We start from the raw sequence: 14,125 nt of genomic DNA on the forward strand, positions 1-14,125 counted from the left end.
TTCTATATTTCTATATAAAAATTGCTAAAGCATCTTTGCAATATGATTTAACAGCGCACGTGCTGACTTGGCTTTGCTACTTTTAGGCAAAGGATGCGCGCCTTGGTCGTCTAAAATCGTCAGCGTGCTTTCATCCGCGCCCAAAGCCTCTGATGCAAGATTTGCAACGATCAAAGGAATATTTTTACGTTTGCGCTTCTCTTCGGCATAAGCCAATACGTTTTCGCTTTCGGCGGCAAACCCCACGCAAAATGGTGCATGAGGCATGGCAGCAACTTTCGCCAAAATATCCTCATTCGGTATAAGTTCAATATTGAGCGAAGCATTGCTCTTCTTGATTTTTTCCTTGCTGGGTTTGGATGGACGGTAATCCGCCACTGCAGCGACGCCAATAAAAATATCTTGATTCGAAATATTAGCCATCACAGCATCTAACATCTCTGCACCACTTTCTACAGCAATCACTTGCGCTGATGTGGGAGGGATTAAGTTGGTTGGGCCGCTGACTAAAACGACTTCCGCACCCATTTCAATCGCCGCTTCGGCAAGGCTGTACCCCATTTTTCCTGAGCTTAAGTTAGTAATCGCGCGGACTGGATCAATCTTTTCAACGGTTGGGCCAGCAGTAATCAGTATGCGCTTGCCTGCTAAAGGTCTTGGAGCGGTCTCTGCATTTAGACTTGATAATAGTTCGGCAAATAAAGACTTAGGCTCAAGCATTCGCCCCAAGCCAATTTCACCACAGGCTTGCACGCCGCTATCAGGCCCTAAAATCATGACGCCATCTTTTAAAAGCTGCGCCACATTGCGCTGTGTTGCTGGGCTTTCCCACATTTGCTTGTTCATGGCGGGCGCAACTAATAATGGACAGTCGCGCGCCAAGCAAAGGGTAGAAAGTAAATCATCGGCATTGCCGTGAACTAGCTTCGCCATGAAGTCTGCACTCGCTGGTGCTACTAAAATCGCATCGGCCTCACGACTAAGCTCAATATGTGGCATGCCATTAGCAATGCTCGCATCCCACATCTTGGTATGCACAGCTCTGCCAGAGAGGGCTTGCATGGTAATTGGGGTAATAAACTGACACGCTGCGTCAGTCATGATCACCTGAACGGTAATGCCTTGCTTTACCAGTAGACGCGTCAATTCAGCCGCTTTGTATGCTGCAATACCGCCTGTGATGCCTAATACTAAGTGTTTGATTGTTTGCATGGAGTTTTGAAACTATGTAATGCTTTCATTTTAATATGAATTCGCGTTCCACGACACAAAAAGGGGCAATCATGTCAATTACCGACTGGCCAACTGACGAACGGCCACGTGAAAAACTCATGCAAAAAGGCGTTGAGGCGCTGTCGGATGCTGAACTGCTCGCTATTTTTTTGCGCGTTGGCGTCGTGGGTAAAAGTGCAGTGGATTTGGCGCGTGATTTACTCAGCACGTTTGGCAGCCTCAATGGCATATTTTCAGCCAGCGCGAACCAGATTGAAACCGTGCACGGCATGGGTATCAGTAAATATTGCCAGTTACAAGCCATCTTTGAAATGAGCCGCCGTGCATTGATTGAAGAAATGAAGCAAAAAAATGTACTCAGTTCACCCAAAAAAGTGCGCGATTATCTATCGCTTAAGCTAGGCAACGAGCCACGCGAAATCTTTATGGTACTGTTTTTGGATTCACAAAATCGCGTTCAAGCGCAAGAAAATCTTTTTGAAGGCACACTCACCCAAGCCAGCGTTTACCCGCGCGAAATTGTCAAACGCGCGCTCCATTACAATGCCGCTTCGGTCATCTTTGCACACAATCATCCATCGGGCATCGTTGAGCCCAGCCGTGCGGATGAAACTTTAACCAAAGCTTTAAAAAGCGCTTTGGATTTAGTGGATGTGCGTGTGCTCGATCATTTTATTGTGGCGGGAAACGAGACAATGTCTTTCGCAGAGCGAGGCTTGTTGTAAACTCTCGATTAATGAATGTATTTGGATATTGAATAATGATTGGTCACGCAATGGATAACATTGTATTAATTAATTTGGGTGTTGCGCTTGGCATCGGCCTTTTGATTGGCGCGGAAAGAGAGCGCAGCAAAAGTCATCCGGTCAATGGCAATGGTCAAATGGATAGCACCTTAGCCGGCATACGGACTTTTACCATTGCATCGATGTTGGGGGCAATTACGTCTTGGATGAACTTCTGGTTACTGTTTGCATCTGTTACCTGCGTTGCTTTGTTTGCGGCCGTCGCGTTTTACGTGAGGCGTGATGAACGCTTGGGCTTAACCACTGAGATTTCTCTTTTGTTTACGGTGATTCTAGGGGCACTGGCAATGACCTCGCCGATATTGGCTGCCAGCCTTGCTGTGAGCGCGGCCATTTTGCTTGCTGCAAAAGAACCGATCCATGGTTTTGTGCTGGGGATCATGACTCGAGAAGAGTTAAATGATTTTTTGATTTTAGCTGGAGCAACCCTCATCATTCTGCCACTGATGCCAAACGCAACCATGGGGCCTTTTAACGCAATTAATCCGCATAATTTATGGCTGGTGGTGATTTTGGTTATGGCGATTGGTGCATTCGGTCATTTGGCTTTACGCATGGTGGGTGGACGTATTGGCTTACCTTTGGTTGGTATGGTGTCTGGATTTATCTCCAGCATTGCAACGATTAGCGCGATGGGTCATCGTTCACGTGAGACGCCAGCTTTGCTTGGCTCTGCAGTAGCAGGTGCAGTGCTTTCAAGCTTTTCAACAATTTTACAAATCACCTTAATCTTGATCGCCATCAGCCAGCCAACTCTGGAGGCTTTGGCGATCCCGATGATTTTTGGTGGGGTTGCAATTTTGCTATGTGGTGGTGCGCTTACCTTAAATGCAATGCATCGCCCTGTAACCGATCCAGGTAAAGTCAGTCAGTCTTTTGGGATCAAGACGGCATTCTCTATGGCAGGTATTATTGCGGTGGTGTTGGTTGTTTCAGCGGGACTCAATGCTTGGTTTGGGCAAGCGGGCTTGGTCATTGGCTCAGCACTTGTAGGATTAATTGATGCGCATGCCCCCACAGTGTCTGCGGCCTCTTTTGTGGCCAACCACCAACTTGCTGCAGTCGATGCAGCGCTGCCTATTCTGGCAGCGTTTTCGTTTAATGCAATGGCCAAAGTGATTGCTGCAATTGTAAGCGGTGGTAAAGTGTTTGCTTGGCAGGTAGTGCCAAGCCTAGTCATACAGGTGGTCGCTGTGTGGCTTGGTTGGTTAGTGTTTTCATGAGGTCGTTAAAAAAGTGAATGACAATGCAAAATAACTTAATGAAAAATCTCATTTGGATACTGGTTGCGTTAATCGGTGCTGGCGCAGTTGGTGGTATTGCGCTCAATCGTGGTGAGAGTATCAATGCACTTTGGTTTATCACTGCGGCGCTTTGTGTGTACGCCATTGCTTATCGCTTTTATGCCGCTTGGTTAGCCACCAAAGTTTTATTGGTGGATGAAACCCGCGCAACGCCTGCTGAGCGCTTGGATAACGGCCGAGACTTTATTCCGACCAATAAATGGATAGTCTTTGGCCACCATTTTGCGGCCATTGCTGGCCCTGGCCCATTGGTTGGCCCAACTTTGGCGGCGCAGTTTGGCTACTTGCCAGGAACGCTTTGGATTTTGTTTGGCGCGGTGCTGGGTGGTTGTGTGCAGGATATGGTCACGCTCTTTTTCTCAGTGCGCCGTAATGGCCGTAGTTTAGGCCAAATGGCACGGGATGAAATTGGCCCGATCGGTGGTGCGGCGGCGTTAGTTGGCACTTTCGCTATCATGATTATTTTGATTGCTGTGCTTGGGCTGGTCGTGGTGAATGCCATGAAGCATAGCCCCTGGGCAACTTCTACTGTGGCAGCGACGATCCCTATTGCCATGATTGTTGGCCTTTATATGCGCCACATTCGGGTGGGGCAGGTGCTTGAGGCTTCTGCGCTTGGTGTGGTCTTGTTGTTATTTGCAGTAGTGAGTGGTGGTTGGGTTGATCATCACCCGACCCTGCGTGTGTTGTTTGATCATGAAGGCCTGACCCTTGCTTGGTGGGTCATTGCTTATGGCTTTGCGGCGGCGATTATGCCTGTTTGGCTATTGCTTGCCCCGCGTGACTACCTCTCAACTTTCATGAAGCTCGGTACGATTATTTTGCTCACGGTCGCGATTTTGACGCTGCATCCACAAATTAAGATGCCAGCACTCACGCAATTTATTGATGGCACAGGTCCAATTTTTGGAGGCACGTTATTTCCGTTTGTATTTATTACCATTGCTTGCGGCGCTATTTCTGGTTTTCACGCACTGATTTCATCTGGCACTACGCCTAAGTTGTTGACCAATGAACGTGATATTCGCATGATCGGTTACGGCGGTATGCTGCTTGAGTCTTTCGTCGCTATCATGGCTCTGATAGCCGCTACAGTGCTTGATCCTGGCGTGTTCTTCGCGATCAATAGTCCAGCGGGAGTGGTGGGTAAAGAGGCGGCAGATGCGGTTGCGATGATTTCATCTTGGGGCTTTCCTGTGACGGTAGAGCAAATGAACACCCTCGCGAGTGACATGGGTGAAGCGTCTTTATTTGCGCGTACAGGTGGTGCACCAAGCTTGGCAGTTGGCATGGCAAGCATTTTTGGTAGTTTGTTCGGCAAAGGTTTGTTGGCGATGTGGTATCACTTCGCGATTATGTTTGAGGCGATTTTTATTCTTACGACATTAGATGCAGGCACACGCGTTGGTCGCTTTATGCTGCAAGATATGCTGGGCAATATTTGGCCCAAAATGGCACAAACTTCTTGGTGGCCTTCGGTATTAATCAGCAGTGCGCTGGTAGTGGCTGGTTGGGGCTATTTCTTGTATATCGGTGTAATTGATCCAAACGGTGGCGTGAATATTTTGTGGCCACTCTTTGGCATTGCCAACCAAATGTTGGCTGCGATTGCTTTGAGTGTGGGTACCGGGATTCTAGTCAAGTCTGGCAAGCTCAAATTTGCATGGGTAACAGGCTTACCTTTGCTCTGGCTAATAGTGATTACTAGCACTGCCGCATGGGAAAAGATTACAAGTAGCGACATTCGCGTAGGATTTTTTGCAGCGGCGAACGACATGACGAATAAATTAGCGGCAGGTGTTTTACCTCCTGAAAAAGCGGCTGTTGCGCCGAAGTTGATTTTTAATCAGCACTTAGATGCTTGGCTTACCATGTTCTTTGTGGTCATGCTTTGGGTGGTGGTGCTGGATATGTTGCGTGTAGTGGTGCAATCTTATTTCGGTAAAGCGGTCTTACCTTCATCAGAAGTCGCCTATCAAAAGTCATGCATTGATTAGTGCTTGATATTTAGTGGTTTAATTTTAAGAGTAGAGGATGGTTGATTATGGCAACAGGCGTGATTATTCAAAACCCAAAAAATGGATTAACGCGTATGGGTTATTTTGGCTTTAGTTGGACATATCTATTGTTCGGCTGGTGGGTGCCACTTATTCGTGGGGAGCTTGGTGTTGCTGCGCTACACTTGATTTTTACTTTGATTACCTTTGGTCTTTGGCAGTTTATTGTTGCGTTTTTATATAACAAACAATACATGATCAGAATGCTTGAGAAAGGCTACATTCTAAAAGATGAACCAGCGGTGATGGCACGTGCGCGTGCTGTGCTGGGGATTGTGGAAGTCTAAGCTTGTTTAGCGTGCTCAAAAATCTATGGAGAAGTGTGCGCCAGTTGTCTGGCGATGATGCTTATGAGCGTTATTTGCGCCATTATGCAGAGCATCATCAACATGTTTTAGAGGCGGAGCCGCCTCTCAGTCAAGAGGCTTTCTTTAAAGCGTGGCAAGATAAAAAATGGACGGGTGTTAAGCGATGCTGTTAAGAATATTGGATGAGGCTGAGATTTCTCGGGTGGTAGAAATGGCTTGGGAGGATAGAACGCCATTCGAAGCCATAGAATTGCAGTTTGGCTTGAATCAAGACGGCGTGATTAAGCTCATGCGTCGGGAGCTAAAGTTAAGTTCTTTCAAGCTTTGGCGTGAGCGTACCCATGGACAAACTACCAAGCATGCAAAGTTGCGCAGCCCTGAAGTCTCCAGGCACAAAGCCAATCACCGAGTAAAACAGTTTTAGAGAAAGCCTTGTAGATTTAGAACGGTTTTAAAGGTTGTGCTTTATGCTGGTGATAAAAGTACATAGCCAGACCTACCACGATCATTGGTAAACTCAGCCACTGCCCCATACTCATCCCCAAGCTTAATATCCCTAAATTAGCATCTGGTTCACGGGTGAACTCTGCTAAAAATCTAAAGCTACCATAACCGATTAAAAATATCGCTGACACCGTTCCTGTCTCACGCGGTTTGCTTGAGTAAGTCCATAAAATCAAAAATAGCAAAACGCCTTCTAGACCGAACTCGTAAAGTTGAGAAGGGTGGCGTGGTGTGTTATCGACACGCGGGAAAATCATGCCCCAATGAGCATTGGTAGCGCGACCCCATAGCTCGCCATTGATGAAGTTCCCCATGCGGCCTGCGCCCAAGCCAATTGGGACAAGCGGTGCGACAAAATCCATAATGCCTAACCATGATTTATGATACTTGCGCCCAAAAAAGACCATCGCCACTAATACACCTAAAAAGCCGCCATGAAAGCTCATGCCGCCTTGCCATACGTAAAAAATCTCAAGTGGATGCTCGATAAAGTAGCTTGCTTGGTAAAACACAACGTAGCCTAAACGGCCGCCGAAAATGACGCCTAAAGCGCCGAAGAACAATGCATCATCCACCATCTCAACAGACCAGCCGCGCCAAATTTGATGGGCCGCACGCCATTTGCCTAAAGTTAAAAAAGCCATAAAGCCAGCTAAATACATCAGGCCGTACCAATGGATGCCAAAATTGCCGATGTGGATAGCGATGGGGTCTAATTGCGGGTGTGTAAACATGAAAATAAAAAGACTCTCAATAAAAGACTGTGACTATTTTACATCTAAGGCAGAGATGCGTGGCTGTGATTTCATATCCCTATGCTTTCTGAGGCCATATAACTAATGCCGATTGAGGCTGGGTAGTTTAAAATTACATTTTTGAATTTTGTTGGATGCTGTCATGCCTGTATATCGTTCACGCACTACCACTCACGGCCGCAACATGGCGGGCGCTCGCGCACTTTGGCGCGCTACTGGGATGAAAGATGGAGATTTCGATAAGCCGATTATCGCGGTTGCAAATTCTTTTACACAATTTGTACCAGGACATGTGCACTTAAAAGACATGGGTCAGTTGGTTGCGCGTGAGATTGAAAAAGCAGGCGGCGTAGCAAAAGAGTTTAATACGATTGCTGTAGATGACGGCATTGCAATGGGCCATGGCGGTATGCTTTACAGCTTACCTAGCCGCGATTTGATTGCCGATAGCGTGGAGTACATGGTGAATGCCCATTGTGCGGATGCGCTGGTGTGTATTTCTAATTGCGACAAAATCACGCCTGGCATGTTGATGGCAGCTTTGCGTTTGAATATCCCAGTGGTGTTTGTTTCTGGCGGCCCGATGGAAGCCGGCAAGGTGAACTGGCAAGGCAATACTCACAAGCTAGATTTAGTGGATGCGATGGTGGCGGCAGCGGACAGCAATGTTTCAGATGCTGAATCTGAAGCAATTGAGCGCTCAGCTTGCCCAACTTGTGGCTCTTGTTCAGGGATGTTTACTGCTAATTCCATGAACTGTTTAACCGAAGCGCTTGGTTTAAGCCTGCCTGGTAATGGCTCTACGCTTGCTACCCATGCTGCCCGTAAACAATTATTCCTAAACGCGGGTCGTTTAATTGTGGATATCACTAAGCGTTATTACGAGCAGGATGATGCAAGCGTATTGCCTCGCTCAGTTGCGAACTTCAAAGCCTTTGAAAATGCCATGAGCTTAGATGTGGCGATGGGCGGTTCGACCAATACCGTATTGCACTTATTGGCAGCGGCACATGAAGCTGGTGTTGATTTCACAATGAAAGATATCGACCGTATTTCTCGCGGTGTGCCTTGTGTTTGTAAAGTGGCGCCAGCAACCGCTAAGTACCACATGGAAGATGTCCACCGCGCTGGTGGTGTGATGGGTATTTTGGGTGAGCTAGACCGAGCAGGCGTCATCCATCGTGATACGCCAGTGGTGCATGCCCCAACGATGGGTGATGCCTTAGATCAGTGGGATGTGATGAAGTCTGGTAATGAAGAAGCCAAGAAATTATTCTTGGCGGCGCCAGGTGGTATCGCCACCACGATCGCTTTTAGCCAATCCATGTTATGGCCATCCCTAGATACCGATAGGGCTGAGGGCTGTATCCGCGATAAAGCCCATGCTTATTCACAAGACGGTGGTTTGGCAGTGCTTTACGGTAATATTGCTTTAGATGGCTGTATTGTTAAAACCGCAGGCGTGGACGATAGTATTTTGAAATTCACTGGCCGTGCACGTATTTTTGAATCACAAGATGATTCAGTGGCGGCGATTTTGAATGATGAAATCGTTGCTGGTGATGTGGTGGTGATTCGCTATGAAGGTCCACGTGGTGGGCCTGGGATGCAAGAAATGTTGTATCCAACTTCTTACCTCAAGTCTAAAGGCTTGGGCAAAGAATGCGCCTTGCTTACAGACGGTCGTTTCTCAGGTGGCACTTCTGGGTTGAGTATTGGTCATGCTTCGCCAGAAGCGGCCGAAGGCGGTGCAATTGGCTTGGTGGAAGAGGGCGATACCATTGAAATTGATATTCCTAACCGCACGATTAATCTCAAAGTCGATGATGCAACGCTATCAAAGCGCCGTGCGGCGATGGAAGCAAAAGGCGCTGAAGCTTGGAAGCCTTTAAGCCGTGAGCGTGTTGTTTCACCAGCCCTCCGTGCATACGCCGCCATGACGACCTCAGCCGCTAAGGGTGCAGTGCGGGATGTATCGCAAATCGAGAAGAAATAAGGGTAGTCATGATTCATACAGCATTAGCTAAAAATAAAGTCGGGGTAGGGGTTGGCATTGTTCAGTACGAGGATGAGAACGGATTACAGTTTTTATCGATAGAAAATAACCATGCAACGGCCACGATTGCAATGCAAGGTGGGCATGTGATGCATTGGCAACCAAAATCTGCAGTTGAGCCTTTGTTGTGGCTCTCAAGCAATGCGCGCTATACCGAAGGTCGTTCTATTCGTGGTGGTATCCCAATTTGCTGGCCTTGGTTTGGCGCACACCCAACCGATAGTAGCTATTGCCCGCATGGGTTTGCAAGGGTGATCCCTTGGAAGGTGTTGCAAACAAGTACGCTTTCAAATGGTGCGACAAGACTGTTACTTGAAATGACGCACACGGATGTCACCAGAAAACAATTGTCTTACGACTATCGTTTTGTGATGGCCATTAATATTGGTGAAACTTTGCGCTTAGAGATGATGACGACCAATTTGGCAAGTCATCCCTTTATGATTGGCGAGGCATTCCATACTTACTTTAACGTGAGCGATGTTGAAGATATTCAAGTGACGGGGTTAGAGAATTTAGTGTTCTCCGACAAAGTGGCTGGCTATGAACGCAATATTCAGCATGGACCTGTGAAATTTAATAGTGAGTTTGACCGTGTCTATATCAATAGTCGTCGTGACATTGTGATTCATGATGCGGCTTACGCGCGCAAAATTCGCGTCACTAAGTCATGTAGTCATACCACGATTATTTGGACGCCTTGGGAAGAAAAAGCAGGGCAAATGGTCGATATGGGCGCTCAACACGAATGGCGCAAGATGATTTGTGTCGAGTCAGCCAATGCCATGGAAAATAGTGTGACCATTTATCCCAACGAAACGCATACGATGGTGACGGAATATAGTTTGGAGTCTGTAAGCGCTAGTTAATATTTGTGCGCTGAGATGTCAACTCAAGTAAACCTTAGGGCGTTAGATAAGTGCCTGCTATCAATTGTGATGGTGAGTTGTTAAAAAAACTTAAAATACTTTCAAAACAGGATCAATATTCAGTAGTATTACGGGTGGCAGTAGTTATAAGCTTTTCAAAGTTCATTGAAATTAGGAGATAGCATGAGAGCATTATTATTAACAGTTGCAGCCGCAGGTTCACTAATGCTAGCTGGTCAAGCCAGTGCAGATGATGCTGCTAAAGCATTGGCGCAAAAAAGCGGTTGTTTAGCTTGTCACTCTGTTGAAGCAAAAGTGGTTGGCCCAGCATATAAAGATGTTGCTGCTAAGTACAAAGGCAAAGACATGGAAGCTAAGTTAGTTGCTAAAGTGAAAGCCGGTGGTAGCGGTGTTTGGGGTCCAATTCCAATGCCAGCACACCCACAAGTAAAAGAAGAAGACATCAAGACTATCGTTCATTGGGTGTTGTCACTGTAATCTTTAAGCACAGTTGATGAATAAAAAAAGCCAGTTCAAAAGACTGGCTTTTTTGTTGTTCAAAAGTTGGATTAGATCTTGTTCAATTTGCTATTTCGAATGGAGTAAGCAAAATAAATAATCAGGCCTAGACCCAGCCAAAGTAAAAAGCGCGTCCAAGTTTGTTGCGGGAGGAAGGTCATTAATGCGCCGCACGAAAGCATTCCTAAGACCGGAAACACTGGTGTGAAGGGGTTCTTGAATGGCCTTGGTAGGTCAGGGTGCGTTTTTCTCAATACAATCACACCCAAGCAAACCAATACAAATGCCGCTAAGGTACCGATGTTGACTAACTCTGCCAGTGCGCCAAGTGGCACAAGCCCCGCGGCAATCGACATAATTAAGCCAGTGATGATAATCACGCGAACAGGGGTTTGCGTGCTTGGGCTGACATGGGATAGATAAGGCGTTATTAAGCCGTCTCGGCTCATGGCTAAGATAATCCGTGTTAAGCCATAATAAAGGACAAGCATCACGGTCGTGAGGCCAGCAATCACGCCTGTTGAAACAAGTGCAGAAGCCCAGTGATAGCCAATGGACTCTAATGCAAAAGCCACAGGATGATCCACGCCTAGTGTGCTGTATGGAACAATACCAGTGAGCAGTCCTGCGACAATGACATAAATAATGGTGCAGAACGCGAGGGATGAAATAATGCCAATCGGGACGTCACGTTGCGGGTCTTTCGCCTCCTCCACAGCGGTTGAAACCGCATCAAATCCAACATAAGCAAAGAAAACCAAAGATGCACCAGCAAGCACCCCCACCGTTTTGCCATCCGGTAAGCTGCTAAACCATCCATATGGCATAAAAGGATGCCAGTTTTCAGGGTGTACGTTAAAAATTGCCACACCCACAAAGATGGTGATGGCGAGTACTTTGACGAATACCATGGCGGTATTGAGTTGGGCACTTTGTTTGGCGCCTTTAATCAATAGACCCATTAGAATCAAAATAATCGCCGACGCAGGTAAGTTGATGATCCCACCTAACTCTGGTGACTTAGTCAGTGCATCAGGAAGTCCCATGCCAATGGCGTGCAGTGCGTTATTAAAATAGCCTGACCAGCCATTAGCAACCGCCGCCACGGATACGCTGTATTCAAGCAATAAAATCCAGCCGATAATCCAAGCAACAATCTCACCAAATGCCACATAACTATAGCCGTAAGCGCTACCACAACCACCTACTGATGCGGCTAGTTCAGCGTACGCAAGCGCAGCAAAAGCGCAAGCGGTGCCAGACACCACAAACGAGAGAATCACAGCAGGGCCAGCTTGATTGGCCGCCGCAATGCCGGTGAGCACAAAAATACCTGTACCAATAATCGCCCCTACCCCAAGTAATGTCAGGTCAAACGCACTCAGGCATCGTTTTAATTCACCGTGATCTTTTGAAGACACGGCTTTGGTGCGGAAAATTTGCTTCATTAGTTGAGCGAACACGAGCTTCCCCTTTATTAAAGGTGTATTTTTTAGGAGTAGAAACTGGTCAAGGCCTTTATCATGTAGGCGTGGTCAAGAACCCCTGCGCTTTCACGAAGGCTATGCATCGCCCACATCGGCGACCCAACATCAACCGTTTGTACGCCAAGGCGAGAGGCAACAATTGGCCCGATCGTGCTACCACACCCCAAATCTGTTCGATGCGCATATTGTTGGTAAGGGACGCCGGCTTGTTCGCAAAGTCTGATAAATCTTGCAGCACTGTCTGCGTTGGTGGCATAACGCTGATTCGCGTTGGTTTTAATCACTGGACCTTGATTGATGAGCACATGGTGGCACGGCTCATAACTGGCGGCATGATTCGGGTGAAAAGCATGGCCCATATCAGCGCTAATGAAAAAGCTTTTAGCTAATGCCCTTAGTTTCTCTTCATCCTTCAGCGATTGACTAATTGAAATGCGCTCGATGACATCGGCTAAAAAGCTTCCGCTTGCACCAGTAGCACTTTCGCTTCCGACCTCTTCGTGGTCGAACAGGGCGCAGACGGCTGTCGCCTTAGGCTTTTTATTGGCCAGTAAAGCAGTGAGTGCTGCGTGGCATGAAGCCAAATTATCAAGCTGGCTGTTGGCAATGAATTCTTGATTGGCTCCCCAGACGACTCCCTTTTGCGTGTCAAAAACATTTAATTCAAAGTTAATGATGTCTTCAATTTTTACATTGAGTGCTTCAGCAATATGGCCTAAAAATGCGGTATCGGCTTCTATGTGATTTGCACTTTCGCCAAAGAGTAAAGGAAGCTCTGTTTGTTTGTTGAACTTGAGTCCTTTTTCATTCACCTCACGGTTCATATGAATTGCCAAGTTGGGCAGTCTTAAAATTGGCTGATCAAATTTGACTAAGTGCGACTCAAAGCCCTCGACAGTGCGGACATTAACTCGCCCCGCCATGCTTAAGTCTCGATCTGCAAAAGTAGCTAATATCGGCCCCCCGTATACCTCAACCCCGATGCGAATTAAGCCATCGCCGCTATGCGCTGGGTTTGGTTTGAGGCGAAGGCCAGGTGAGTCTGTATGGGCTCCAACCATATTGAAGCCCGTGGTCGGTAAGGCATTTTGGCCCACGGTAAAAGCGATGATTGAACTGCCGCCACGTGTGACAAAATAGCGACCACCGATTTCCAGTTTCCAGGCTTCATGTTCAGTTAGGGCGCTAAACCCAGCATCAATTAGCCATTTTGTTGTTGTCGACACAACATGCCAAGGACTTGGGCTGGCATCAATAAAGTCGAGAAGATCTTGAATGTTGGAACTAGCAATCGTTGTCATAGACCTAACCAGTTTTTATCAATTAAAAAGTCAGTATAGAGTTTTGCTTCAGCGCTTCCAGCTTCAGGCTTCCAATCATATCGCCATTTCACGATAGGCGGCATGGAAAGCAAGATGGATTCTGTGCGTCCATTCGACTGTAATCCAAATAATGTGCCGCGGTCGAATACCAAATTAAATTCCACATAGCGACCACGACGATATGCTTGGAAATCTCGCTCTCTTTCACCGAATGGCAAGTCCTTACGGCGTTGTACGATAGGTAAGTACGCGCTAACAAAAGCATCACCTACTGCTTTTTGCATCGCAAAGCTTTGCTCAAATCCCAGTTTATTAAAGTCATCAAAGAAAATGCCACCGATACCGCGTGGTTCATTACGATGTTTAAGATGAAAGTATTCATCACAATGTTGTTTGAAACTTGGATATAAATCTTCACCAAAAGGCGCTAGCGCATCGCGACATGTTCTATGAAAATGCACGGCGTCCTCTTCGAAGCCATAGTAAGGGGTTAAATCCATACCGCCACCAAACCACCAAATATCTTGCTCATCAGAATCTTGTCGGGCTTTTGCTACAAAAAATCTGACATTCATATGCACTGTCGGAATGTATGGATTGCGTGGATGAAACACTAAAGACACTCCCATAGCCTCCCACGATCTTCCCGCGGCTTCAGGATGGGCTAAGGTTGCTGCAGGCGGTAGCTTATTTCCTTTAACATGTGAAAAGCCAACGCCGGCTCTTTCAAATACGTTGCCCTCTTCCAGCATGCAAGAGGTTCCACCACCACCCTCGGGACGTTGCCAGCTGTCATTTAAAAAGTTTTTTCCATCAATGAGTTCAACTGCTTCAACGATACGATTTTGTAAGCCCTGAAGATATTCATAAACGGCGTTTAGATTAATGTGTTGTTCAGCCATGAC

14 protein-coding genes are annotated in these 14,125 nt (G+C 46.9%); 9 read left to right on the forward strand and 5 right to left on the reverse strand.

All coding sequences use genetic code 11. The features are described 5' to 3' along the window. Positions 1-24: 24 nt before the first annotated feature. A complete protein-coding gene (gene coaBC / locus BN1209_RS01365) occupies positions 25-1,212 on the reverse strand; it encodes a bifunctional phosphopantothenoylcysteine decarboxylase/phosphopantothenate--cysteine ligase CoaBC (protein ID WP_045750616.1) in 1,188 nt (395 codons plus the stop codon). Positions 1,213-1,283: 71 nt separating this feature from the next. Here coaBC and radC point away from each other — a divergent pair, with 71 nt between their 5' ends. The 6 genes from radC to BN1209_RS01395 are packed head-to-tail and all read left to right on the forward strand — an operon-like array spanning position 1,284 to position 6,132. Next, the gene (gene radC, locus BN1209_RS01370; RefSeq protein WP_045750617.1) at positions 1,284-1,958 is read left to right on the forward strand and encodes a RadC family protein; all 675 of its coding nucleotides are present in this window, start codon (positions 1,284-1,286) and stop codon (positions 1,956-1,958) included. A 35-nt stretch (positions 1,959-1,993) separates the two neighbouring features. After that, a complete protein-coding gene (locus BN1209_RS01375) occupies positions 1,994-3,262 on the forward strand; it encodes an MgtC/SapB family protein (RefSeq protein WP_082048361.1) in 1,269 nt (422 codons plus the stop codon). A 23-nt stretch (positions 3,263-3,285) separates the two neighbouring features. Continuing rightward, on the forward strand, positions 3,286-5,340 hold the full coding sequence (locus BN1209_RS01380) for a carbon starvation CstA family protein (protein WP_045750618.1): 2,055 nt from the start codon (positions 3,286-3,288) through the stop codon (positions 5,338-5,340). A 47-nt stretch (positions 5,341-5,387) separates the two neighbouring features. Further along, entirely contained in the window at positions 5,388-5,687 is a 300-nt protein-coding gene (locus BN1209_RS01385; protein WP_045750619.1) for a hypothetical protein, read from the forward strand. Positions 5,688-5,689: 2 nt separating this feature from the next. Beyond that, positions 5,690-5,881, forward strand: a complete 192-nt coding sequence (locus tag BN1209_RS01390; RefSeq protein WP_045750620.1) for a YbdD/YjiX family protein — start codon at positions 5,690-5,692, stop codon at positions 5,879-5,881. Beyond that, positions 5,872-6,132 carry a TIGR03643 family protein gene (locus tag BN1209_RS01395; protein ID WP_045750621.1) on the forward strand — a complete coding sequence of 87 codons (261 nt, stop codon included), beginning with the start codon at positions 5,872-5,874 and terminating at the stop codon, positions 6,130-6,132. The genes BN1209_RS01390 and BN1209_RS01395 overlap by 10 nt, the downstream gene beginning before the upstream one ends. A gap of 16 nt (positions 6,133-6,148) precedes the next feature. Here BN1209_RS01395 and lgt read toward each other — a convergent pair whose 3' ends face one another. Beyond that, complete coding sequence (gene lgt, locus BN1209_RS01400) at positions 6,149-6,946, reverse strand: prolipoprotein diacylglyceryl transferase (protein ID WP_045750622.1); 798 nt, start codon at positions 6,944-6,946, stop codon at positions 6,149-6,151. 163 nt (positions 6,947-7,109) lie between these two features. Here lgt and ilvD point away from each other — a divergent pair, with 163 nt between their 5' ends. The 3 genes from ilvD (at position 7,110) to BN1209_RS01415 (ending at position 10,390) form a co-directional block, all read left to right on the forward strand. After that, positions 7,110-8,963, forward strand: coding sequence for a dihydroxy-acid dehydratase (gene ilvD, locus BN1209_RS01405; protein WP_045751887.1), 1,854 nt, complete (start codon positions 7,110-7,112; stop codon positions 8,961-8,963). A gap of 8 nt (positions 8,964-8,971) precedes the next feature. Then, positions 8,972-9,892, forward strand: a complete 921-nt coding sequence (locus BN1209_RS01410; protein ID WP_045750623.1) for a D-hexose-6-phosphate mutarotase — start codon at positions 8,972-8,974, stop codon at positions 9,890-9,892. Between the two features lie 183 nt (positions 9,893-10,075). Then, a complete protein-coding gene (locus tag BN1209_RS01415) occupies positions 10,076-10,390 on the forward strand; it encodes a c-type cytochrome (protein ID WP_045750624.1) in 315 nt (104 codons plus the stop codon). A gap of 71 nt (positions 10,391-10,461) precedes the next feature. Here the strand turns inward: BN1209_RS01415 and BN1209_RS01420 are convergent, their stop codons facing one another. From BN1209_RS01420 to hemF, 3 genes are read right to left on the reverse strand one after another with little or no spacing between them, the layout of a single operon-like run. Further along, positions 10,462-11,859 (reverse strand): APC family permease, encoded by a 1,398-nt coding sequence (locus BN1209_RS01420; RefSeq protein WP_045750625.1) that lies wholly within the window; start codon positions 11,857-11,859, stop codon positions 10,462-10,464. A gap of 44 nt (positions 11,860-11,903) precedes the next feature. After that, complete coding sequence (locus tag BN1209_RS01425) at positions 11,904-13,199, reverse strand: M18 family aminopeptidase (RefSeq protein ID WP_045750626.1); 1,296 nt, start codon at positions 13,197-13,199, stop codon at positions 11,904-11,906. Then, positions 13,196-14,122 carry an oxygen-dependent coproporphyrinogen oxidase gene (gene hemF, locus BN1209_RS01430; protein WP_045750627.1) on the reverse strand — a complete coding sequence of 309 codons (927 nt, stop codon included), beginning with the start codon at positions 14,120-14,122 and terminating at the stop codon, positions 13,196-13,198. Before hemF ends, BN1209_RS01425 begins: the two co-directional genes overlap by 4 nt. Positions 14,123-14,125 lie beyond the last annotated feature (3 nt).

Source organism: Candidatus Methylopumilus turicensis (assembly GCF_000953015.1).
GTDB lineage: Bacteria > Pseudomonadota > Gammaproteobacteria > Burkholderiales > Methylophilaceae > Methylopumilus_A > Methylopumilus_A turicensis.

Coding starts and splice junctions, on each gene's coding strand:
- coaBC (WP_045750616.1), bottom strand. CDS start 1,212: ATGCAAACAATCAAACACTTAGTATTAGGCATCACAGGCGGTATTGCA.
- radC (WP_045750617.1), top strand. CDS start 1,284: ATGTCAATTACCGACTGGCCAACTGACGAACGGCCACGTGAAAAACTC.
- BN1209_RS01375 (WP_082048361.1), top strand. CDS start 1,994: ATGATTGGTCACGCAATGGATAACATTGTATTAATTAATTTGGGTGTT.
- BN1209_RS01380 (WP_045750618.1), top strand. CDS start 3,286: ATGCAAAATAACTTAATGAAAAATCTCATTTGGATACTGGTTGCGTTA.
- BN1209_RS01385 (WP_045750619.1), top strand. CDS start 5,388: ATGGCAACAGGCGTGATTATTCAAAACCCAAAAAATGGATTAACGCGT.
- BN1209_RS01395 (WP_045750621.1), top strand. CDS start 5,872: ATGCTGTTAAGAATATTGGATGAGGCTGAGATTTCTCGGGTGGTAGAA.
- lgt (WP_045750622.1), bottom strand. CDS start 6,946: ATGTTTACACACCCGCAATTAGACCCCATCGCTATCCACATCGGCAAT.
- ilvD (WP_045751887.1), top strand. CDS start 7,110: ATGCCTGTATATCGTTCACGCACTACCACTCACGGCCGCAACATGGCG.
- BN1209_RS01410 (WP_045750623.1), top strand. CDS start 8,972: ATGATTCATACAGCATTAGCTAAAAATAAAGTCGGGGTAGGGGTTGGC.
- BN1209_RS01415 (WP_045750624.1), top strand. CDS start 10,076: ATGAGAGCATTATTATTAACAGTTGCAGCCGCAGGTTCACTAATGCTA.
- BN1209_RS01420 (WP_045750625.1), bottom strand. CDS start 11,859: ATGAAGCAAATTTTCCGCACCAAAGCCGTGTCTTCAAAAGATCACGGT.
- BN1209_RS01425 (WP_045750626.1), bottom strand. CDS start 13,199: ATGACAACGATTGCTAGTTCCAACATTCAAGATCTTCTCGACTTTATT.
- hemF (WP_045750627.1), bottom strand. CDS start 14,122: ATGGCTGAACAACACATTAATCTAAACGCCGTTTATGAATATCTTCAG.